Genomic DNA, 19,118 nt, shown 5'->3' with positions numbered 1-19,118 from the left:
GCGACATGGCAGGCAAGCGTGACGTGGAGAGCGACCGGCTGGCCCAACTAGCCGGCGAGGCATCGGCAGACGCCGCGATCCAGGCTGCCGCAATGGCGCCAGAGCTCGAAGCGTCACTGACGGTCCCGCCGGACCTGACGGCAGCGGCCTTCTTCGACGTGGACAACACGATGATGATGGGCGCGTCGATCTTCCACTTCGCCCGTGGCCTGGCCGCGCGCAAGTACTTCTCGTCCTCCGACCTGGCGGGCTTCGTCTGGCAGCAGATGAAGTTCCGGGTGGGCGGCCGCGAGGACCCGGAGTCGGTCAAGGCCTCCCGCGAGCAGGCCCTCTCCTTCGTGGCGGGCCGCAGCGTCGCCGAACTGGTCTCGCTGGGCGAGGAGATCTACGACGAGCTGATGGCCGACCGCATCTGGAAGGGCACCCAGGCCCTCGCCCAGATGCACCTCGACGCAGGTCAGCGCGTCTGGCTGGTCACCGCGACCCCGGTGGAGCTCGCCCAGATCATCGCGCGCCGACTGGGCCTGACCGGTGCCCTCGGCACGGTCTCCGAGTCGACGAACGGCGTCTACACGGGCCGTCTGGTGGGCGACCTCCTGCACGGCAAGGCCAAGGCGCAGGCCGTCCGCTCGCTGGCCGCCAAGGAAGGCCTCGACCTGCGCCGCTGCACCGCCTACTCGGACTCGTCCAACGACGTCCCGATGCTCTCCGTCGTGGGCACCGCCGTGGCCGTGAACCCGGACTCGCAACTGCGTGAGGTCTCCCGCCGCAAGGGCTGGGAGATCCGCGACTTCCGCACCGGCCGCAAGGCGGCGAAGATCGGTGTCCCGTCGGTGCTGGGCGCCGGCGCCCTGGCCGGAGCCGTGGCAGCCACGATGGCCTACCGCCGCCGGGTGAAGTAGCGGGTCAGACGATCCCCAGTTCCCGCCACGCCTGCTCGCCGGCGGGAGCGAGAACGACGGCACGCCCGGACCCGATCCGGCGCACCCACCCGCGTTCGAAGAACACCCGGCACAGATGGGCCCCGGCCGCACCGGCGAGGTGCGGCACGCGCTCGGTCCAGTCCAGGCAGGCCCGGCTGACCTGGCGCTGGGAGGGCTCGAACCCGAGTTCCTTCAGCCACACCATCCCCGGCTCGGTGACGGCGAGCTCGGCCGTCACCACACCCAGCCCCACCAGCCCTGACTTCAACGTGATCCCGAGCTGCCCCGCCAGGTGGTCGTAGCAGGTCCGGCCGCGCGCCATCGCCTCCGAGGCGGACGAGGCCCGCAGCGAGCGAGGCCGCGCATCAGGCCCGGCGAACGCGGCCATGCTCTCCAGCAGCTCCGCGACGTGCGGCCCGGCCAACGCCACGTACCGGTGCCGGCCCTGCCGGTGCTCGACCAGCAGGCCACCTTCGACCAGCCGGGTCAGGTGCTCGCTGGCGGTCGAAGCGGCCACCCCGGCGTGCACGGCCAGCTCCCGCGCCGTCCAGGCCCGTCCGTCCAGCAGAGCCCCGCAGAACGCCGCCCGCGTCCGGTCCGCGAGCAGCCCGGCAACCTGCGCAAGTCCCTCCATGAACCCCATTCTGCGACCGGGACGCTTCGGCCCGCACCGAAGCGTCCCGGCCCTAGCGTCGGCACCATGACCGAAGAGCTGCTGAACCTCCCCGTACCGGCCGTCCTCAGCGGCGACAGGGGCGTGGTGTGGCTGCGCGCCACCGTCGTCCGCTTCAGCAACGGCCCGGACCACACCCGCAGGCGTGCGCTCACGACCAGGCTCCTCGACAACGTCGACGCCACCACGCTCGACGAGCTGGCCACCGCTCTGGGCCTCCCGGGCTCGCTCGACGACATCGCCAGGATCGCCCCCTGCTACCAGCCGCACGAGCCGATCACCGCGGAGGCCGACGCAGCCGTGGAACGCCTGGCCACCGCCCACGACGAGGAGTCCGCGGCGAGGATCGGCCTGCTCGTCCAGGCGTGGGCGGCCACGAACGCGCTGGCCGAGCACCTGCGCACCGGCAACCAGGCCCCACCGGTCCCGATCACCCGCAGGGCAGCGGAGACCGGCACGATCGAGGTCGGCCTCGACGACCACCCGTTCGGCCACGGCCCGCACGCCTGCCCCGGCCGGCACCTGGCCACCCGGATCGCCAAGAACATGGCGTTCAGGGCCATGCACCACCAGGACGAGCCGCTGATCCTCCCGAACGCCTGGGACTACGCCTCCGCCACGGCCCTGCACGCGGCGGGCTTCACGGCGATCGGCACGACGAGCCTCGGCGTCGCGGCAGCGCACGGCATCCCGGACGGCATGGGACTGGCCGGCGACCAGGCGACGGCACTGGCCAGGCTCCTGAGCACCCTGCCGTGCCCGGTCACCGCGGACCTGGAGTCGGGTTTCGGCAAGGCACCGGCGGAGGTGGCCGAGCTCGTGGCGGGCCTCGGCGTGGCAGGGGTGAACCTGGAGGACGGCCGCCCGCACGGCCTCGCCACCCCGCAGGAGCAGGCAGAACTCATCGCGGCCGTGAAGGGACGCGCGCCGGGCGTCTTCCTCAACGCCCGCATCGACACCCACTGGCAGGGCGTGGCGCTGGAGGAGACCGAGGACCGGGCCCGCCGCTACGTCGACGCCGGCGCGGACGGGATCTTCGTGGCGGGCCTGACCGAGCCCAGGGACATCGAGAGGCTGGCGGCGCTCGCCCCGTTGAACGTGCTGGCCCAGCAACGCACGCCGAAGGAACTCGGAGACCTCGGGGTGAAGCGGATCAGCACCGGCTCGCTGCTGTTCAGGGCGGCCCTGCACCACACCGTCGCGACTGCCGAAGCAGTGCGCGACGGTAAGCCCGCCTCACGGTCGTTCAGCTACGACCAGGTCCAGGACCTGATCAGCCGAGGAACACGTTCCGACGCTGGGTGAGCAGCCGGTAGAGGGTCTGCTGGATCGTCTCCCGCACCTGGTCGGTGAGGTTGAACACGAGCATCGGGTCGTCGGCCGCGTTCTCGCCGAACACGTCCGTCTGGATCGGCTCGCCGAACTCGATGTACCACTTCGACGGCAGCGGGATCGCCCCGAGCGGGCCGAGCAGCGGGAAGAACGGCGTCACCGGGAAGTACGGGAAGCCGAACAGCCGCGCGAGGGCCTTGATGTCGCCGATCATCGGGTAGATCTCCTCGGCCCCGACGATCGAGCACGGGATGATCGGCACACCGGTCTTCAGCGCCGCCGACACGAAGCCACCGCGGCCGAAGCGCTGAAGCTTGTAGCGGTCCTTGAACGGCTTGCCGACGCCCTTGAAGCCCTCCGGCCACACGCCGACGAGCTCACCGGAGGACAGCAGCCGTTCGGCGTCCGCGTTGCACGCGAGGGTCTGGCCGCCCTTGCGGGCGATCGCGCCGAGCAGCGGCGTGCGGAACACCAGGTCGGCGCCGAGCCCGCGCAGAGACCGGTGCGCCGGGTGCTCGGCCGCGATGCCGTACGACGTCATCAGGGCGTCCAGCGGCAACGTCCCGGAGTGGTTCGCCACGATCAGCGCGCCGCCGGCCAGCGGGATGTTGTTCAGGCCGATGGTCTCGACGCGGAACCACTTCTCGTACAACGGCTTCAGCGGCGGCATCAGCACGTTCTCGGTGAGGTCGCGGTCGAACCCGAACTCGTCGATCTGGTAGTCGCCCGCGATCCGCCTGCGGGCGAACGACAGCAGGTCGGCGAGCCTGCGTTCCCAGTCCGATGTCTCGGGCTGCTGCTGCTCTGGCTCGGGAACCACCTCGACGTGGCGCGCTCTGCGCGCGGCGTCGCGTTCCGGGTCGTGCAGCGGGATAACGCGTGCTCCTGCCACTGCGTTCATCTCCTCAAAGCAAAGATCAGCGGAAACGGGCGGCCGCGTCGAGGATTCCCCGCTCCGCGGCTTCGACCGTCTCCGGGTCGATGAGCGGCTTCAGACCTCGGCCGTTCACGTAGTCGTCGAACGCCTGCTGCGTGGTCCACCGCGGCGTGAACCCGAATTCCTTCTTCAGCAGGGTGGTGTCGACCACGCGCCCCCAGTTGAGGAACCTCATCTGGTCCGGCGAGAAGTCGACGAGCCGGGCGCTCCGGAAGAAGCCACCGACCGTGGGCACGGCCATGCTGGGCACCGGCAGGTTCAGCCTGCCCGCCCGCCGAATCGCCTGCGACAGCAGCAGCACGCCGTCGCCGCCCACGTTGAACACACCGGGCAGGTCGTGCATCGTCGCGCGCTCCAGGACCGCCAGGGCGTCCTCGGAGTGCAACAGCTGCACACGAGCGTCGTAGCCCAGAACGGTGGGCACGACCGGAAGGGCGAAGTAGCGCGTCAGCACCGTGTCGATGCGCGGGCCGATGAAGTTCGTGAAGCGCAGCGTGGTGACGTTCACGTCCGGCCTGCGGCGGCCGAACCCGCGCACGTACCCCTCGACCTCGACCGCGTCCTTGGCGTAGCCGGACGACGGCAGGTCCTTGGGGCCCATGTCCTCGGTGAACACCGCCGGATCGCGGCTGCTGGACCCGTAGACGGCGCTGGTGGACTTCACGACGAGCTTCTGCACCTTGGGCGACTTCTGGCACGCGGCCAGCAGCTGCATGGTGCCGATGACGTTCATCTCCTTCATCACCGTGCGGCCGGTGGGCCCGGCCGGGTTCGCGGTGACGGAGGCGTGCACGACCGTGTCCACGTTCGCGGTGGAGATGACCTTGCTGATCAGCGGGTTGCGGATGTCGGCCCGCACGAACTCGGCCCTGCCCATGCGGCGCAGCAGATCGCGCGGCGGCGGTTCGGTGTCCACACCGAGCACGCGCTCGATGTCCGGGTTCGCGGCGAAGCGCGCGGCGAGGTGGCCGCCGAGGAAGCGGCTGACTCCGGTGACGAGGACGACCTTGGGCGTCATGCGACTCCAAGCACGAAGGGTGGTGCGATTGGTCGATGCTACAGACCGAATAGAGAACCGCAGGGGGCCGGAACGCCGTCTTGACGCAGGTCACGCAGGCTTTACCGGCTAATCACCCGAACGGCGGCGACCGTTCCCGTGTTTCCCGCGGTTCGTCTCAGTGAGTGATATCCGTGCCGGTGCAAGCACCCAGGTGAGTACCCCTGTGCGGGCCGGAGAAACGCAACCGCCGCCGGCCTCCGTGAGGAGACCGGCGGCGGCAGAGCGCATGCGGGCTTACTTGCCGCGCTTCCTGCGCTGGACCCTGGTCTTGCGCAGCAGCTTGCGGTGCTTCTTCTTCGACATGCGCTTGCGGCGCTTCTTGATGACCGAGCCCATGCGGGTTCCTTAGCTCTAGACGTTGCTTTGACTGGCGCGCCCCAGCCTTGGCCGTGTCAAGCACGGCGCGCCGGTAAGCACGATCGGCCTACCAGTCTACCCGGCGAGGTTCACCAGCCTTCAGCCAGCGTCGAAGTACGCGTTCTCCAGGTAGGCGTGGACCGCCTTCTCGGGCACCCGGAACGACTTGCCGACCCGAACAGCGGGCAGCTCACCGGAGTGCACCAGGCGGTACACGGTCATCTTGGAGACCCGCATCATCGAGGCCACTTCGGCCACGGTCAGGAACTGGACCTGAGCGAGACCTGTTCGTTCGTTCTCCTTCGCAGGCATACATCACCGCATCCTTCGACACGTGTCGTGCCGTCGGTCTTCCCCACCAACGGTTCGACACGCACGTGCTGCCTCTGAGAGTAGCGGGACTGGTGTGACTCCTGCGACGTCCAAAGTGGGGACGGCCCCTCACTTGGGTCAGTCCTCGTGCTGCCGGCCCAGTTCGACGGAACGGTCACGAGCGCTCTCGATGGCCGCGAGCAGGGCCGCGCGGACGCCGTGCTTCTCCAGCTCGCGGATCGCCATGATCGTCGTGCCCGCGGGCGACGTGACCGCCTCACGCAGGATCACGGGGTGCGAGGAGCCCTCGTTGAGCATCGTCGCGGCGCCCACGGCCGACTGGATGATCAGCGTCGAGGCCAGGTCGCGCGGGATGCCGAGCAGGATGCCCGCGTCGATCATCGCCTCGACCAGGAAGAAGAAGTACGCGGGACCGGAGCCCGACAGCGCCGTCACCGCGTCCTGCTGCGACTCCGGCACCACCGCGACCTTGCCCACGGTCGACAGCAGCTCCTCGACGACCTTGAGGTGCTCGGGCGTGGCGTTGGAACCGCCGGAGACGGCGCTCATGGCCTCGCCGACGACCATCGGGGTGTTCGGCATGACCCGCACGACCGGCGTGCCCTCGGGCAGCCTGCGCTCGTACAGGGCCGTCGGCAGCCCCGCGCACAGCGAGACGATCAACGTGCCCGGCCGCAGCACCGGCGCGAGCTCGACCAGCAGGGGTTCGATGTCCTGCGGCTTGACCGCCACGACCAGCACGTCGGCCTGGGCGGCCGCACCGGCGACCGTGACGGCCTCGAACCCGTACTGCTCGGTCAAGGCACGAGCCCGTGACTCGTGCTTCTCCGTGAACATGAGATCCGTGGCGGCGCGGCCGCCCTGCAAGAGCCCGGACAGCAGCGCCTCACCGATCTTGCCCGCGCCGAGCACCGCGATCTTCGTCATCGGTCAAGTCTCACACAGCAGGCGTCAACGCAAGCTGCCGTGCCTGACACACCAACCGGCCGGCGGAATCGATCACCGTGGCGTCCTCGTCGAACCACTGACCGTGCACGGCCTGGCAGGTGACGTGGATCCGCAACCAGCCCGGCGCCGGCCGGGCCCGCAGCAACGCCGTCAGCTGCACTGTCGGTGACCAGCCGAAACGGCCGAGGTTGAACGTCACGGGCATCGACAGGTCGCCCGCGAGCAACGCGAAGTACGGGTCGGGCTGCTCGTCGGTGGGCCGCGCCCACAACTTCAGCGTCAACGGCCCGTCCGTGCGCCGGTCGAGGAACGTCGCCGACTCGCGATCCACCCGAAGGTCGCACAACGCGCCCACCCGGTAGACCCCGCCGGTCGGGAACGTCGCCATCTCCACCGAACCGGGCGGTGGCGCCGCGGGCATGGTGGGCAGGTTCACGTAGTCGGCCCGATGCTCGGGGATCCGCCCCGTGGTCACCGACGCCTCCACGCACACTTGACCACGTTGCTCCAGCGTCACCGCGATGACCGTCGCCGTCCGCCCGGCCTTGCGCACGTCGGTGCGAACCAGCACAGGCCCGACCTCCGGCGCACGCAGGAACTGCGCGGACACGGCCAACGGATCACCGTCGGCAACGTGAGCAGCAGCACGGGTCATCACCGCGAGAAGAAAACCGCCGTGGGGCTTCGGGCCCACGGTCCACTCGGCGGGCAGGGACGCGGTGAAGGTTCCGTCACCGAGCGACCGCACCGCACTGGACTTCGAGAAGGTCATGAGCGGCTGGCCAGCGACCGCAGGAAAAAGGTCACGTTGGCAGGCCGTTCCGCAAGTCGCCGCATGAGATATCCGTACCACTGCTCGCCGTAGGGAACATAAACACGAGTGCCGAGACGCCTCTGCTCCTCGGTCCGAATGCCGTAGAGCATCTGGTACTCGAAGTCAGTTTTGTCATACCAGCGCGCTCGTTCGCCAATGATCTCGATCAGGCGCGGGTCATGCGTCGCGAACATCGGATACCCCTCTCCGGCGAGGAGAACGTTCAGGCACCGCACGTAGTTCAGATCAACCTCGGATGGATCCTGAATCGCAACCTCGGCAGGCTCCGCGTAGGCCCCCTTGACCAGCCTGACCCTGCTCCCGGGCCCGGAGAGCGCCTTGCAGTCGTCCAACGTCCGATGCAGGTACGACTGCAGAACCGCACCCACCCAAGGCCAGCTACGACGCAACTCGTGCAGCACCCGCAACGTCGAGTCGGTGGTGGTGTGGTCCTCCATGTCGAGCGTGACCGTCGTCCCGCACTGCTCGGCGGCAGCACAGATCCGGGAGGCATTCGTCAGGGCGAGCGCCTCGTCAAGCGACTGTCCAACTGCGGACAACTTCACGCTGACCTCGGCATTCACCGCCAGCCCCGCAGCATGCAACGCGTCGAGCAACTCGAGGTACGCCTGCACGGTCCGCTCGGCCTGAGCCTCGTCCCTCGTGTCCTCGCCGAGGTAGTCGAGCGTCACCGGCAGCCCCAGGCCCCGCACGACCTCAACAGCCTCAGCGGTGCTCTCGCCGGCGACGAACCGCTTCACGACATCACGGCTGATCGGCGCGTTGGCGACCAGATGACGGACGGTCTCGTTGCGAGACGCGGCCATGATCAACGCTCGCAGCGGGTTCACACCGGAAACCCTAACTCGCCACTCAACTCACGGCGCCGAGACGCGCGGCACGCACGCAAGGCGGCCCCTCCGCTGGAACGCGACGAGCCATCGCAACCGGCCCCGCGCGGTGCCACCCGGCGCACGCCAACGCAAGGCGACCACCTACGAAGGTCCGGCGCGCGGTGCCAACCCGCGCCCGCCAACGCAAGGCAACCACCTACGCAGGTCCGGCGCGCGGTGCCACCAGGCGCACGCCAACGCAAAGCAACCACGCACGAAACCTGGCGTGGCGATGCGAAGCGAGCCGTCTGAACCTCTGCCGCCTGGGATGCGGTGCACCCCGCTCACGGCGATTGGGGCTTTACCTTGAGTGGGCGGGATGCTCCCCTCACGGGCACGGCCGGGCGCTTTTCAGCCCGGCCTTTCCGGCCGTCAAGCATCCCGCCAGAGGCTCAAGGTCAAGCCCCAATCGCAACCCCGCACTTCGTCCCGACCCGCGGAACCACCCTCGCAAGGCGACCACCCGCACGGAACGCGACCAACCCCGCTGGAACGCGACAAACGCCCGCAAGCCGACCCGCGACAAGACCCGCGATCAGCGAGAAAGCCCCGGCCGAGCCTTCCCAGCCCCACCCTCAGCGGCCCAGTCCAAATGCAGCCGAGCGAACAACAAGGCCTCCGCCAGCATCTCCCGCCGCCCAGCCGGAGTCCCGGCCCGCCGAGTGTTGACCTCCAGCACGACCTGCCCGTCGAACCCACCCCGAGCCAGCATCTCGCACAGCTCCGCACAGGGCTGGTTCCCACGCCCAGGCACCATGTGCTCGTCCTTCGGCGCTCCAGACCCGTCAGCCAGGTGGATGTGCCGCAGCCCGTCCCCCATCCGCTTGGCCAGCTCCAGCGCGTCCATGTGCGCGGCAGCGGAATGCGACAGATCCAAGGTGTAGTTGGCGTGCCCGACGTCAGTCGGGTCCACAGAAGGCTTGAACGCGTTCATCTCCACCGACCGCCCCCGCCCCAAGGGCCGGCGCACCGGGAACATGTTCTCGACCGCGATGGCGATCCCGCTCTCGTCCTCCAACGACGAGACCAGCTCCGCGAACCCGTCCGCGTACTTGCGCTGCCATCGGAACGGCGGATGCAGCACCACGGTCGACGCGCCGAGATCAAGGGCGGCCCGCACCGACCGGCGCAGGCGCTCGGCCGGGTCCGGCGACCACACCCGCTGCGAGATCAGCAGGCAGGGCGCGTGCACGGCGAGGACCGGCATGCCCGTCCGGGACGACAGGCGGTCGACGGCGCGGATGTCCTGCGACACCGGGTCGGCCCACACCATCAGCTCGACGCCGTCGTAGCCCAGTTCGGACGCGATCTCGAACGCCGCTCCGGCGGGCTGCGGGTAGACCGATGCCGTGGAAAGCCCGACCGGGATGCGGGCGGTCAATTCTTCACCAGCAGCATCGCCGCTGGTGAGACGGTCACGATGAGGCCCACGAGCACGGCCAGGACGGTGGTCTGCAGATCGTCCGCTCGGCGGATCTTTCGAACCAGCAACACCAGACCCACGGTAACGGCAAGCGCCACCACGAGTGCGGCGGCCGGTACCGAGCGCCACAGGTAGTTGAACGCGAGCCACAGCGCGGCGCCGCCGAGCACGCCGACGGCGAGCTGGCCGATCATGATCAGCCATTCCTTGCCGGCCGAGCGCGGTTCGGCGTCCTGGTCCTCCTCGACGTCGGCCGCGTCGTCGAGGCCGGCGGGACCCTCGTCGTCCTCGTCGTCCTCCTCGTCGGCGTCCGCGAGGTAGTCGTCCTCGGCGCGGTAGGCGGCGTACTCCTGCGAGTCGTCGTCCACGTACGGAGCGGGGTGCGCCGCGGTCGACTCCATCGGCGGCATGGACAGATCGGTCTTGGCCTGCGCGTCGTCGTCGCTGAACCAGGCGTCGGGCACGTTGCCCGGCAACGGCTCCGGCAGCTTCGGCGGGGCGGGCGGCACGATCAGCACGGACTCGGTCTCGAGCGCGGCGATCTTGTCCACCGGCGCCTTCGCCGGGATGCGCGGAAGCTGCTCGGTCATCGCCTCGCGCGGCGGGCCCGGCACGGGCATCTGCACCGACGGCTGCGGTGGCTTCGGCGGCCGGGTGATGTTCGTGCGCGACGGCGCGCCGGCCGACTGGTCGAGCCGTGCCTCCAGGCGGCCGGGCACGTCCGGGCGCGGCATGTCCGATCGGGACGGCTGGTCGCGGACCTGCGGCACCTGCCGGGTCTGCTCGGCGGCCGCGGGAGGCGGCAGCGGCGCGACGGGCGGCACGGGCTTGGGGGCGGGCGGCGCCGGCTTCGGCTGCTGCGGGGCCGGTCTGCGGACCAGCGGCGGCTGGGCCTGCGGCACCGGCATCTGCTGCGACGGCTGCGGTGGCTTCGGCGGCGCGACCTGCTGTTTCGGCTGGTACGCGGTGCGCTCGGCCGGTGGTTCGGGTGCGGCGCGACGACCGGGCTGCGGTGCGTCGTCGTCGCGAATCGCCATCAGGCGGCCGCTGTCGGACAGCACCCGCTCGATGATCGTCTGGGGCGCGGTCTCCGGCTGCTGGACGTCGTCCTCGTCGTCAGCCCGGCGGCGTCGCCGACGTGGCGCACTCTCTGCGCTGCCCCCGTACTGGGCGAGCAGCTCAGCGACTGTGCGCTGCGTCTGGTCCGATCCGCTCTCTCGACTCATCAACTCCACCGTGCCCCGGTCTGGCCAGTCCGTCCAGTATCGCTCTGGTCCGTCCCATCAGTGTGGTCCAGCCGCCGGAGGATGACACCCTCCCGGAGTGCCCAGGGGCAAATCTCCAGCTGCGTGAGTGACAGGGCTCGCATTGTTGCCTCCGCGACCAACGCTCCCGCGACGAGCTGATGTGCGCGTGAAGTGCTCACGCCTTCCAGCTCCGCGAGGTCGTGGGCCGACATCCGGGAAATGAACGCGATCAGCTGCCGCAGGCCGGCGTCGGTGAGAACCCGACGCGCCCTGGGCCCGGCAGACGATGGCGCGGCCCCGGTGAGCCGCGCCAGCGTTCGGAAAGTTTTTGAGGTCGCAACCACTCGATCGGGTTCACCCGCGCGTTTCAGCTTCCGCGCCACGGGCGCGAGCTGCTCGGCGAGCCAGTCGGTGGTCTCGCGGACCTCCGAGCGCCGGGGCGGATCCTTCTTGAACCGGGTCCTGGTGAGCCTTCCCGCGCCGAGCGGCACGGAGAAGGCCAGGTCCGGGTTCTCGTCACGGCCGACGGCGAGCTCCAGTGAGCCGCCGCCGATGTCGAGGCTGAGCAACCTGCCCGCGGACCAGCCGTACCAGCGGCGGACCGCGAGGAAGGTGTAGCGGGCCTCGTCCTCGCCGGACAGGACCTTCAGCTCGACCCCGGTCTCGGTGCGCACCCGGTCGAGCACCTCGCCCGAGTTGCCCGCCTCGCGCACCGCCGAGGTCGCGAACGCCATCAGGTCCTCGCAGCCGGACCGCTTGGCCGACGCCTTCGCGGCGGCCACGGCACGAACCAGCTGATCAGCGCCCGATTTGGAGAGCTGACCCTTGTCGTCGAGCTGTTCGGCCAGACGGAGGATCGTCTTCTCCGACGTCATCGGGATGGGGTGGGCACCACGATGTGCGTCCACCACCAGTAGGTGGACGGTGTTGGAACCCACGTCGAGAACGCCCAGGCGCACGCCGGAAACGGTACCTGGTCGTGTCCGTCAGGACTCGAACTTGTAACCCAGACCCCTGACCGTAACGAGGTGCCGCGGTGCCGAGGGGTCAGGTTCGATCTTCGAACGCAGCCGCTTGACGTGCACGTCCAGCGTCTTCGTGTCGCCCACGTAGTCCGCTCCCCACACGCGGTCGATCAGCTGGCCCCTGGTCAGGACGCGGCCGACGTTGCGCAGCAGGTACTCGAGGAGGTCGAACTCCTTGAGCGGCAGGCTGATGTCCTGACCAGCGACGGTGACGACGTGGCGTTCCACGTCCATCCGCACCGGGCCGGCCTCGAGGATCTGCGGCAGCAGGTCCTCGGACTCGCCGCCGCGGCGCAGCACCGCGCGGATGCGGGCGATGAGCTCCCGCGCCGAGTACGGCTTGGTGACGTAGTCGTCGGCGCCGAGCTCGAGCCCGACGACCTTGTCGATCTCGCTGTCGCGGGCCGTCACCATGATCACGGGGACGGCGGAGCGCTGGCGCAGCTGCTTGCACACGTCCGTGCCGCTCATGCCGGGCAGCATCAGGTCGAGCAGCACGATGTCGGCACCGTTGCGGTCGAACTCCTCGAGCGCCTCCTGGCCGGTGGCCGCGAGCGCCGCGGTGAACCCTTCCTTGCGCAGCAGGAAGGCGAGCGGATCGGCGAAGGACTCCTCGTCCTCCACGATGAGCACTCTGGTCACAGCTCTCCTCCTGGGTCACCCGCGCCAGAGGGCACGAGAGTCGGATTCGGTTCGGTCGCCGCGGCGGGAATCCGCAGCGTGAAGGTGGACCCCGTTCCTGGCAGGCTCCACAGCTTCACCTCGCCGCCGTGGTTGGCGGCGACGTGCTTGACGATCGCGAGCCCGAGACCGGTGCCTCCGGTCGCGCGCGATCGGGCCTTGTCGACGCGGTAGAACCGCTCGAAGACGCGGATCTGCTGGTCCTCGGCGATGCCGATGCCGCGGTCGGTCACGGCGATCTCGACGTGCCCGTCCACCAGTCTGCGGCTCACGCTCACCGGACTGCCGGGAGGCGAGTACGCGACGGCGTTGTCCAGCAGGTTCGTCAACGCCGTGACCAGCAACGACCGGTCGCCCGGCACGACGAACCCGCTCGGCTCGTCGACGTTGATCGAGATGTTGACCGACTCGGCGGCGAGCTTGGACCGCGACAGCGCCTCGTTGATCACGACGTCGATCTCGGTGTCGGACAGCTCGGGCAGCTTCTCGGCGCCCTGCAGGCGGGACAGCGCGATCAGCTCGGTGACGAGCGTGCCGAGGCGGGTGGCCTCCTGCATGATCTTCGCGCTGAACCGGCGGACCTCGTCCTGGTCGTCGCTCGCGTCCAGCACGGCCTCCGCCAGCAGCGCGAGGGCTCCGACCGGGGTCTTGAGCTCGTGGCTGACGTTCGCCACGAAGTCGCGCCTGGTCTTCTCCAGCCGCACGGCCTCGGACTCGTCGCTCGCGTCCACGACGATGAAGTTCTCGACGAGCAGCCTGACCTCGGCGTGCACGGCCTCCGGCTGTCGTCCGGTCCGGTAGCCGTCCAACGGCGAGAGGTCGACGTACACGACCTCGTTGCTGCCGCGCACGCCCTCGGCGGCCTTGCGGGCCCGGTCGTCGACGCGGTTGTTGCGCACGATCCCGAGTTCTTCGGCGCGAGGGTTGTGAAGCACGACGTCACCGAAGTGGTTCAGCACCACGATGCCGTCGTGGGAGTCGTGGACGATCTGCTGGATCAGGTCGGCGACCGTGAGGCCTTCCGGCTTCTTGGGGTGCCGTGGGGCGGTGGACCGGCCGATGAAGAAAGCGGCTATCACGCCGATGAGCGCGAGGCCGATCGACACAGCGAGGTAACCCGTTGTGGTCACGAGGCGAATGGTAAGCAGCTCAGAGGTGTCTTGGCCTAGTGCGGAAGCGTGAACCGTGACACCCGCGACACCTCAGTGGACGGTTGTTCCGTCCCTGGTCAGCCCGCGTTCACCCAACCGTGACTGTATTTGTTGGTCGCTGCTTCGCAGACTCCGGCGAGTTCGGCGGGAAGTCGGTCGTCCGCGCCCCGCTTCGCGCCGAATCGCCTGCGGCGGTTGACACGAAGAGTGACCCGGACGACCGACGCGAACTCGCGGCCCGTGGGACTGGGCGGCCGACACCAACTGGCGACGCGGAAAGGCGCAAAAAGGGCGCACCCGACCCGCGGGTGCGCCCTTCTCGGAGTGCTTTAGCGGCCCTGGTTCGCCACTGCGGCGATGGCGTCCTTGGCGGCGTCGGGGTCGAGGTACTCGCCGCCCGGCTTGAGCGGCTTCAGGTCCTCGTCGAGGTCGTAGCGCAGCGGGATGCCGGTCGGGATGTTCAGGCCCGCGATGGCCTCGTCGGAGATGCCGTCGAGGTGCTTCACGAGGGCGCGCAGCGAGTTGCCGTGCGCGGCCACGAGGACCGTCTTGCCGGTGCGCAGGTCCGGCACGATCGACTCGTCCCAGTACGGGAGCATGCGCTTCACGACGTCGAGCAGGCACTCGGTCAGCGGCAGGTCGGGGCCGAGGCCCGCGTAGCGCGGGTCGGTGTCCTGGCTGAACTCGCTGCCGGGCGCGATGGGCGGCGGCGGGGTGTCGTAGGAGCGGCGCCAGAGCATGAACTGCTCCTCGCCGAACTCCTCCAGCGTCTGCTTCTTGTTCTTGCCCTGCAACGCGCCGTAGTGGCGTTCGTTGAGACGCCAGTCGCGCTTGACCGGGATCCAGTGCCGGTCGGCGGCGTCGAGCGCCAGGTTCGCGGTCATGATCGCCCGGCGCATGAGGCTGGTGTGCAGGATCTCCGGCAGGACGCCCGCCTCGCGCAGCAGGTGCCCGCCGCGGCGGGCCTCCTTCTCGCCCTTTTCCGACAGGGGAACGTCCACCCAGCCGGTGAACAGGTTCTCCGCGTTCCACGTGCTCTCGCCGTGGCGGAGCAGGACCAAGGTTCCGACAGACATGGCGGCTAGCCTGCCATGCCGACCCTCCTGCCGTACCCCGGCAGGTCACCGTGATCCACGCCATGGGACTCGTCGGTGTAGACGTGGATCTCCAGGCCGTCGGGGTCGGTGAAGACCAGCAGCCAGCCGATGCTCGCCTCGATCTCGGGCGAGTGCCCGACGCCCAGCGCGTCGAGGTGCTCGATCCACTCGCCGAGGTCCTTCCTGGTCTCCACGGCCCAGTTGACCGGGTCGAAGCCCGCGAGGGCCCGCGCCTTCTCCGGGTTGAGCCGCAGGCTCAGGCCCGCCGCGCCGTCGCTCACCGGACCCGCGACGCCCCGGACGACACCGTCCGCGTCCTCGAACTCCCACTCGACGACGAAGCCGAAGACCCGGCCGTACCAGTCGATGCTCCTGCCCAGGTCGGTCACCGGGATCTTCACGCCTCTGATGCCTCTGAGCTGCGCCATCGCGGGTTCCTCCAGTTGAGTGCAGACACCGTGCAACGAATACAGTTAGGCTGCGCTCGATGAATGAGGAAGTCAAGCGTTCGTACAGCTCACCGCTGCGGGAGCAGGCGGCGGCTCAGACGCGCCTGCTGGTGCGCGCCGCGGGCCACCGGCTGTTCGTGCGGGACGGGTTCGTGGCGACGTCGATCAGGAAGATCGCGGCCGAGGCGGGCGTCTCCGAGCGGACCGTCTACACGCACTACCGCAACAAGGTCGAGCTCTTCCAAGACGCGCTGAACGTCGCGATCGCGGGCGACGAGGAGCCGGTCGCGATGCGGGACCGGCCGGAGTTCGAGGAGGTGCTCGCGGCGCCGTCCGCCCGCGACCTGATCGCCGGGATGGTGCGGCGCAACGGAGTCGTCCAGGAACGCGCCGGCGCGTTGATCATGGCGGGCATCGAGTCGTCCGGCGCCGATCCGGACATGCGGCGGATCTCGGACGAGGGCGAGCACGCGATGCGCGCCAACTGCCTGGCGCTCGCGGAGGCACTGGTCGCGACGGGCGAGGTGCGGGAGGAGCTCGACGCCGCCGGGGTGGCGGACGTGCTGACGACGATGGCGTCGCCGCACGTGCACCAGATCCTGGGCTGGCCGGCCGATCGCTACCGCGACTGGCTGGCCGGCACTCTCGCGGCGTCGTTGCTGAAGGCGTGAGCTACTGCCCCTCGGTCAACTCGGCCAGCACGTCCGCCGCGTCGCCGCTGCCCGCGTCGGCGAGGCGCCGCAACTCGTCCAGATCGCCGCGCTCACCGGCCAGCTCCACGAGCACGTCCACGGCGTCGGACGACCCGCCGTCCGCGAGCCGGCGCAGCTCGTCGAAGTCCCCGCGCTCGCCCGCGAGCTCCACGAGCTGGTCCACGGCGTCGCTGTCACCAGCCGCGGCGAGCACCCGCAGCTTCCTCAGTTCCTCGTCCACTTCGCCCACCTTCCACCGAAACGCCGAGAGGCCCCGGCAGCATCCTGCCGGGGCCTCTCGGATGTCGCAGATCAGGACTGTTCGCGGGCCCTGAGGTCCTTGCGCAGGATCTTGCCGGCGGCCGACTTCGGGATCGCCTCGATGAACTCGACCACGCGCACCTTCTTGTGCGGCGCGACGTGCGCGGCCACGAACGCCATCACGGCGTCGCCCTCGATCGACGATCCGGCCTGGCGCACCACGAACGCCTTCGGGATCTCCTCACCGTCCGCGTCACGCACGCCGATGACCGCCGCGTCGGCGATCTCCTCGTGGGTGAGCAGCACGGCCTCGAGCTCGGCCGGCGGGACCTGGTAGCCCTTGTACTTGATCAGTTCCTTGACGCGGTCGACGATCGAGACGATGCCGTCCTCGTCGATGACGGCCACGTCGCCGGTGTGCAGCCAGCCCTCGTCGTCGATGGTGGCGGCGGTGGCATCGGGGTTGTTCAGGTAGCCCTTCATGATGTTCGGGCCCTTGCACCACAGCTCGCCGCGCTCGCCCGCGCCGACGTCGAGTCCGGTGGCCGGGTCGACCAGGCGGCACTCGAGGTTCGGGATGATCACGCCGACCGTGCCGACCGAGATGTCGTCGCGGTCGTCCGGGATCGCGTGGCTGACCGGGGACATCTCGGTCATGCCGTAGCCCTGGGAGACGCGGCAGCCCAGGCGCTTGCGGACCGCGTCGGCGAGTTCCACGTCCAGCGGTGCGGCGCCGGAGAACAGCGTGGCCATCGCGGACAGGTCGTAGTTGTCGACGATCGGGTGCTTCGCCAGCGCCACGGCCACCGGCGGCGCGATGTACACGCGGTCGGTCTTGTGCTCGGCGATGACGCGCAGGAACTCCGGCAGTTCGAACTTCGGCAGCGTCACGACGACACCGCCGATGTACAGGCCGTTGTTCATCAGGACCTGCATGCCGTAGATGTGGAAGAACGGCAGCACGGCGAGGATCCGGGTGTGCGGGCCGACGTCCGAGAGGATCGGGCCGCACTGCACGAGGTTCGCGACGAGGTTGCGGTGCGTGAGCATCACGCCCTTGGGCAGCGCCGTCGTGCCGGACGAGTACGGCAGCACCGCGATGTCCTCGGCCGGGTTGATCGTCACCTCCGGCACCGGGTGCGAGTTCGCCAGCAGCTCGGGCAATGACGGGTAGCCCTCGGCACCGTCGAGCACGACCACGTCGGTCACGCCGGCCTTCGCGGCACCGGGAGCGGCGTTGGGCAGCAGCACCGAGACGGTGAACAGCATCTTCGCGCCCGCGTCGTGCAGCTGGTGCGCGACCTCGTCGGGCGTGTAGAGCGCGTTGATCGTGGTCGCCGTGGCGCCCGCGCGCAGGATGCCGTGGAACACGACGGCGTAGTAGGGCGTGTTCGGGCTGAGGATGCCTACGACATCACCCTTCCCAATACCTCGCGCGGCCAGTGCGGCGGCCATGCGGTCGATGGCGCCGGCGAGCTGGCCGTAGGTCATCGACGCGCCGGACATGCCGTCGATCAGCGCAACCCGGTCCACCCGGTCGGCTATGTCGCCGAACAACAGCTGGTGCAGCGACACATCGGGGATCTCGACATCGGGGAACGGACTGCGAAAGACCATGCGGCGACCTCATCTACTCGCTGTACAGCGCTGTACACCCAGCCTGTGGGGCCATCGTGATCCAGGCCACTGACCAGGTCAAGGACTGCTCGATCGCTACAGATACGTTACTTAGCAGGTCTAAATACACTCGAATGGAGTAATACAAGCACTTGTGATCGCAAGGACGTATCTGAGAAGTTGATACCGCCTCCGCGAGTCGGCTCCCACGCTTACTCGACGAGCGCGAGGCACCGAGCGCGATTCGTCATCCCCCGTCGAATCGCGTGGCCCGCTTGGGATCCGCAGGCTCCCCCCGTCCACGGATCCACAGCAGCGGGGACCTTTGACGCGGGACGGCTCGATGCGACTCCCCCTCTCTCCCGAGCCGTTCCGCGCATCATCAAAGGCACACTCTCAGTAGAACTTGATCACCCTGCTTCGTTCATTCGGGTGACACGCCTGCGCTTGCGCAGCAGATGGACGACCAGTGCGGCGGGCACGCCCAGCGCCACCAGGAACGGCAGCATCGCGCCGACACCGATCAGGATCACGCCCACCACCGCGACCAGCGCGTTCCAGCCACCCGCCAGTGCGCCGAGGAACCCGACCTTCTCGGGCTCGGGCGCCGCGATCGGCACCGTCGCGACCCGGACGGTCAGCGTCGCCATGGAGACCTGGCCCTTCAACGACGCGCTGCGTCGCTGCATCGACTCCAGGTCGGCCTGCCGCTTGGTCAGCTCCTGCTCGACCTGCGCGACCTCGGACGTCGACCCGGCCCGCTCGAACAGCACGCGCAGCCGCTCGACGCTGGCCTTCTGCGTCGCGATCCGCGCCTCGACGTCCACCAGCTGATCGGTGACGTCCTCGCTGCGCACCTCGCTGCGGGTGACCTCGCCCACACTCGTGAGATCCCGGACGACCTTGTCCAGCTCGGCCGACGGCACCCGCACGGTCACGGACCCGGAGCTCTTGGTCGAGTTCTCCTCGCCCGCGAACCCGCCGACGGCCGCCGCCCGGTCCTTGACCTGGCCGATCGCCTTCAGCACGTCGTCGCTGCGCAGGTCGACGTTCGCCGTGCGCACCAGCTGACGTTCCTGCTGCTGCACCGGCTGCACGCCCTGCCCGGCGTTGTTCTCCTGCTGCGGCGCCTTGTTCTGCGCCGCCTGCGGTGGCGCGGCGGCGTCCTTCGCCGACGTCCCACCACTCATGTTGCTGCTACCGCA

21 protein-coding genes are annotated in these 19,118 nt (G+C 69.5%); 3 read left to right on the top strand and 18 right to left on the bottom strand.

What is annotated here, in order from left to right; genetic code table 11:
* The first annotated feature begins 5 nt into the window (after nt 1-5).
* Nucleotides 6-902, top strand: coding sequence for an HAD family hydrolase (locus BM417_RS42865; protein WP_093605847.1), 897 nt, complete (start codon nt 6-8; stop codon nt 900-902).
* Between the two features lie 4 nt (nt 903-906).
* On the opposite strand, the gene BM417_RS42860 is transcribed toward BM417_RS42865, so the two are convergent.
* Nucleotides 907-1,566 (bottom strand): ArsR/SmtB family transcription factor, encoded by a 660-nt coding sequence (locus tag BM417_RS42860; protein ID WP_218164744.1) that lies wholly within the window; start codon nt 1,564-1,566, stop codon nt 907-909.
* Nucleotides 1,567-1,623: 57 nt separating this feature from the next.
* On the opposite strand from BM417_RS42860, the gene BM417_RS42855 reads away from it, so the two are divergent.
* Complete coding sequence (locus BM417_RS42855) at nt 1,624-2,901, top strand: isocitrate lyase/PEP mutase family protein (RefSeq protein ID WP_093605846.1); 1,278 nt, start codon at nt 1,624-1,626, stop codon at nt 2,899-2,901.
* On the opposite strand, the gene BM417_RS42850 is transcribed toward BM417_RS42855, so the two are convergent.
* The 14 genes from BM417_RS42850 to BM417_RS42790 all read right to left on the bottom strand — a co-directional run bounded on the left by BM417_RS42850 (nt 2,870) and on the right by BM417_RS42790 (nt 15,322).
* On the bottom strand, nt 2,870-3,829 hold the full coding sequence (locus tag BM417_RS42850; protein ID WP_093605845.1) for a lysophospholipid acyltransferase family protein: 960 nt from the start codon (nt 3,827-3,829) through the stop codon (nt 2,870-2,872). The two genes, BM417_RS42855 and BM417_RS42850, sit on opposite strands and share 32 nt — an antisense overlap.
* Before the next feature lie 16 nt (nt 3,830-3,845).
* Nucleotides 3,846-4,883: an NAD-dependent epimerase/dehydratase family protein gene (locus tag BM417_RS42845; protein WP_093605844.1), complete on the bottom strand. Its 1,038-nt coding sequence runs from the start codon at nt 4,881-4,883 to the stop codon at nt 3,846-3,848.
* A gap of 276 nt (nt 4,884-5,159) precedes the next feature.
* On the bottom strand, nt 5,160-5,261 hold the full coding sequence (locus BM417_RS42840; RefSeq protein WP_015105422.1) for a 30S ribosomal protein bS22: 102 nt from the start codon (nt 5,259-5,261) through the stop codon (nt 5,160-5,162).
* A gap of 120 nt (nt 5,262-5,381) precedes the next feature.
* Nucleotides 5,382-5,594 carry a helix-turn-helix domain-containing protein gene (locus BM417_RS42835; protein WP_030477960.1) on the bottom strand — a complete coding sequence of 71 codons (213 nt, stop codon included), beginning with the start codon at nt 5,592-5,594 and terminating at the stop codon, nt 5,382-5,384.
* Between the two features lie 138 nt (nt 5,595-5,732).
* Entirely contained in the window at nt 5,733-6,542 is an 810-nt protein-coding gene (gene proC / locus BM417_RS42830; protein ID WP_093605843.1) for a pyrroline-5-carboxylate reductase, read from the bottom strand.
* A 10-nt stretch (nt 6,543-6,552) separates the two neighbouring features.
* Entirely contained in the window at nt 6,553-7,335 is a 783-nt protein-coding gene (locus tag BM417_RS42825) for a thioesterase family protein (RefSeq protein WP_093605842.1), read from the bottom strand.
* The gene (locus tag BM417_RS42820; RefSeq protein WP_093605841.1) at nt 7,332-8,228 is read right to left on the bottom strand and encodes a proline dehydrogenase family protein; all 897 of its coding nucleotides are present in this window, start codon (nt 8,226-8,228) and stop codon (nt 7,332-7,334) included. Before BM417_RS42820 ends, BM417_RS42825 begins: the two co-directional genes overlap by 4 nt.
* Nucleotides 8,229-8,805: 577 nt before the next feature.
* Nucleotides 8,806-9,651, bottom strand: a complete 846-nt coding sequence (locus BM417_RS42815) for a sugar phosphate isomerase/epimerase family protein (protein ID WP_245822748.1) — start codon at nt 9,649-9,651, stop codon at nt 8,806-8,808.
* Nucleotides 9,648-10,919, bottom strand: coding sequence for a hypothetical protein (locus BM417_RS49655; protein ID WP_245822746.1), 1,272 nt, complete (start codon nt 10,917-10,919; stop codon nt 9,648-9,650). The genes BM417_RS42815 and BM417_RS49655 overlap by 4 nt, the downstream gene beginning before the upstream one ends.
* A complete protein-coding gene (locus BM417_RS42810) occupies nt 10,919-11,899 on the bottom strand; it encodes a Ppx/GppA phosphatase family protein (protein WP_093605839.1) in 981 nt (326 codons plus the stop codon). Before BM417_RS42810 ends, BM417_RS49655 begins: the two co-directional genes overlap by 1 nt.
* Nucleotides 11,900-11,926: 27 nt before the next feature.
* Nucleotides 11,927-12,607 carry a response regulator transcription factor gene (locus tag BM417_RS42805; protein WP_030477953.1) on the bottom strand — a complete coding sequence of 227 codons (681 nt, stop codon included), beginning with the start codon at nt 12,605-12,607 and terminating at the stop codon, nt 11,927-11,929.
* A complete protein-coding gene (locus BM417_RS42800) occupies nt 12,604-13,776 on the bottom strand; it encodes a sensor histidine kinase (RefSeq protein ID WP_093605838.1) in 1,173 nt (390 codons plus the stop codon). The genes BM417_RS42805 and BM417_RS42800 overlap by 4 nt, the downstream gene beginning before the upstream one ends.
* 350 nt (nt 13,777-14,126) lie before the next feature.
* Complete coding sequence (locus BM417_RS42795; RefSeq protein WP_093605837.1) at nt 14,127-14,873, bottom strand: phosphoglyceromutase; 747 nt, start codon at nt 14,871-14,873, stop codon at nt 14,127-14,129.
* A gap of 5 nt (nt 14,874-14,878) precedes the next feature.
* Nucleotides 14,879-15,322 carry a VOC family protein gene (locus BM417_RS42790; protein ID WP_093605836.1) on the bottom strand — a complete coding sequence of 148 codons (444 nt, stop codon included), beginning with the start codon at nt 15,320-15,322 and terminating at the stop codon, nt 14,879-14,881.
* A 59-nt stretch (nt 15,323-15,381) separates the two neighbouring features.
* Here BM417_RS42790 and BM417_RS42785 point away from each other — a divergent pair, with 59 nt between their 5' ends.
* Complete coding sequence (locus BM417_RS42785) at nt 15,382-16,014, top strand: TetR/AcrR family transcriptional regulator (RefSeq protein WP_093605835.1); 633 nt, start codon at nt 15,382-15,384, stop codon at nt 16,012-16,014.
* Between the two features lies 1 nt (nt 16,015).
* Here the strand turns inward: BM417_RS42785 and BM417_RS42780 are convergent, their stop codons facing one another.
* From BM417_RS42780 to BM417_RS42770, 3 genes are all read right to left on the bottom strand, one after another.
* On the bottom strand, nt 16,016-16,276 hold the full coding sequence (locus BM417_RS42780; protein ID WP_093605834.1) for a hypothetical protein: 261 nt from the start codon (nt 16,274-16,276) through the stop codon (nt 16,016-16,018).
* Nucleotides 16,277-16,347: 71 nt separating this feature from the next.
* Entirely contained in the window at nt 16,348-17,913 is a 1,566-nt protein-coding gene (locus BM417_RS42775) for a 4-coumarate--CoA ligase family protein (RefSeq protein WP_093605833.1), read from the bottom strand.
* Between the two features lie 410 nt (nt 17,914-18,323).
* Nucleotides 18,324-19,103 carry a DUF4349 domain-containing protein gene (locus tag BM417_RS42770; RefSeq protein WP_177320934.1) on the bottom strand — a complete coding sequence of 260 codons (780 nt, stop codon included), beginning with the start codon at nt 19,101-19,103 and terminating at the stop codon, nt 18,324-18,326.
* Nucleotides 19,104-19,118: the final 15 nt, after the last annotated feature.

Origin of the sequence: Lentzea waywayandensis (assembly GCF_900115955.1) — a bacterium.
Classification (GTDB): domain Bacteria; phylum Actinomycetota; class Actinomycetes; order Mycobacteriales; family Pseudonocardiaceae; genus Lentzea; species Lentzea waywayandensis.
Note: the sequence above shows the minus strand (reverse complement) of the source record. Positions and strands in the feature narration are given on the sequence as shown.

Bases quoted from the DNA above. Each gene is read 5' to 3' on its own strand.
- BM417_RS42860 (WP_218164744.1), bottom strand. From the start codon at position 1,566: ATGGGGTTCATGGAGGGACTTGCGCAGGTTGCCGGGCTGCTCGCGGAC.
- BM417_RS42835 (WP_030477960.1), bottom strand. From the start codon at position 5,594: ATGCCTGCGAAGGAGAACGAACGAACAGGTCTCGCTCAGGTCCAGTTC.
- BM417_RS42795 (WP_093605837.1), bottom strand. From the start codon at position 14,873: ATGTCTGTCGGAACCTTGGTCCTGCTCCGCCACGGCGAGAGCACGTGG.
- BM417_RS42850 (WP_093605845.1), bottom strand. From the start codon at position 3,829: ATGAACGCAGTGGCAGGAGCACGCGTTATCCCGCTGCACGACCCGGAA.
- BM417_RS42845 (WP_093605844.1), bottom strand. From the start codon at position 4,883: ATGACGCCCAAGGTCGTCCTCGTCACCGGAGTCAGCCGCTTCCTCGGC.
- BM417_RS42865 (WP_093605847.1), top strand. From the start codon at position 6: ATGGCAGGCAAGCGTGACGTGGAGAGCGACCGGCTGGCCCAACTAGCC.
- proC (WP_093605843.1), bottom strand. From the start codon at position 6,542: ATGACGAAGATCGCGGTGCTCGGCGCGGGCAAGATCGGTGAGGCGCTG.
- BM417_RS42770 (WP_177320934.1), bottom strand. From the start codon at position 19,103: ATGAGTGGTGGGACGTCGGCGAAGGACGCCGCCGCGCCACCGCAGGCG.
- BM417_RS42775 (WP_093605833.1), bottom strand. From the start codon at position 17,913: ATGGTCTTTCGCAGTCCGTTCCCCGATGTCGAGATCCCCGATGTGTCG.
- BM417_RS42855 (WP_093605846.1), top strand. From the start codon at position 1,624: ATGACCGAAGAGCTGCTGAACCTCCCCGTACCGGCCGTCCTCAGCGGC.
- BM417_RS42785 (WP_093605835.1), top strand. From the start codon at position 15,382: ATGAATGAGGAAGTCAAGCGTTCGTACAGCTCACCGCTGCGGGAGCAG.
- BM417_RS42840 (WP_015105422.1), bottom strand. From the start codon at position 5,261: ATGGGCTCGGTCATCAAGAAGCGCCGCAAGCGCATGTCGAAGAAGAAG.
- BM417_RS42825 (WP_093605842.1), bottom strand. From the start codon at position 7,335: ATGACCTTCTCGAAGTCCAGTGCGGTGCGGTCGCTCGGTGACGGAACC.
- BM417_RS49655 (WP_245822746.1), bottom strand. From the start codon at position 10,919: ATGAGTCGAGAGAGCGGATCGGACCAGACGCAGCGCACAGTCGCTGAG.
- BM417_RS42790 (WP_093605836.1), bottom strand. From the start codon at position 15,322: ATGGCGCAGCTCAGAGGCATCAGAGGCGTGAAGATCCCGGTGACCGAC.